This window comes from Pseudomonas sp. K5002 (genome assembly GCF_013386655.1).
Taxonomy (GTDB): Bacteria; Pseudomonadota; Gammaproteobacteria; order Pseudomonadales; family Pseudomonadaceae; genus Aquipseudomonas.
The window spans coordinates 1-1,220 of sequence record NZ_JACARK010001355.1 but is presented as its reverse complement, the minus strand read 5'-3'; the positions used below and the strand labels follow the sequence as shown (position 1 = coordinate 1,220).

Genomic DNA, 1,220 nt, shown 5'->3' with positions numbered 1-1,220 from the left:
CCCGGGCCTGGCGTTCGGCACCGGCACCCACCCCACCACCGCGCTGTGCCTGGAATGGCTCGATGGCCAGGACCTGAAAGACTGCAACGTACTGGACTTCGGCTGCGGTTCGGGGATCCTGGCGATCGCTGCCCTGCTGCTGGGCGCCAAGGAAGCGGTCGGTACCGATATCGACGTGCAAGCCCTGGAAGCCTCCCGCGATAACGCCGGGCGCAATAACATCGCTGAAGAGAAATTCCCGCTGTACCTGCCGGAGCAATTGCCCCAGGTGCAAGCCGACGTGCTGGTGGCCAATATCCTTGCCGGGCCGCTGGTTTCCCTGGCGCCGCAGCTGTCGAGCCTGGTCAAGCCGGGCGGCCGCCTGGCGCTGTCGGGCATCCTCGCCGAACAGGGCGAAGACGTTGCCGCCGCCTACGCCCAGGATTTTGAGCTGGATCCGATCGCCAACCGCGATGGCTGGGTACGCATCAGTGGTCGTCGGCGCTAGAATGAGCGCCTGCATGAATCGGATGGCCGCATGACCGACAGTTTCGTCACCCAGTGCCCACACTGCCAAGCACGCTTTCGCGTCAACCACGCTCAATTGAGCGTGGCCCGTGGCGTGGTGCGCTGTGGGTCGTGCCTGCAAGTGTTCAATGCCGCTCGCCAACTGCTGGAGCAGCGCGCCAATGCGCCCGCGCCCCAGGCACCACCTGCGGCAGAGCCGCCGGCAGCCGTAGAACCGCCACCCCAAGCGCCGCGAGCCATCAGCCAGAAGCAATGGACCGCCGAAGAGCTGGACCTGGATAACCTGGACCTCGACGTAGAACTGGCCAAGCTGGAACGTCGCGAGATCCAGCACACCCAGCCCGTGGGTGCCGACCGTCGCCAGCCCGGCGCCGATCGTCGGCAAAAGGAAGATGCCCTCAGCGCCAGCCGTGATACGGCCAAGGCCGAGGAAGAGCAATGGGCCTCCAGCCTGTTCAGCGAACCCCGGGATGAACGGGCCCAAGCCCCGCAAATGGTCGACGACGAACCGCAACCGGCCAAGGCAAGCCCAGGCAAACCCAAGCGCACCGAACCGTCGATGTCGTTTGAAGCGGTCGAGCCGGACGACGAACCACCGCTGCACACAAGCACCACCGATGACGAACTCGACCCACCGGTAACCGCCGTAGCAGACGAGCCGGAACCCGAACAACCGGAACGCCCGCAGCCCAAACGCAAGCGCCCTCGCCCCG

Annotated in this window: 2 protein-coding genes; both read left to right on the top strand. The window is 66.0% G+C overall.

Annotated elements, in window-relative coordinates:
- A partial coding sequence (prmA, locus tag HX846_RS36330) for a 50S ribosomal protein L11 methyltransferase (RefSeq protein WP_178967359.1) occupies positions 1-487 on the top strand: 487 nt, incomplete at its 5' end.
- Positions 488-517: 30 nt separating this feature from the next.
- The coding region (locus HX846_RS36325; RefSeq protein WP_178967358.1) for an MJ0042-type zinc finger domain-containing protein at positions 518-1,220 on the top strand (703 nt) is incomplete at its 3' end.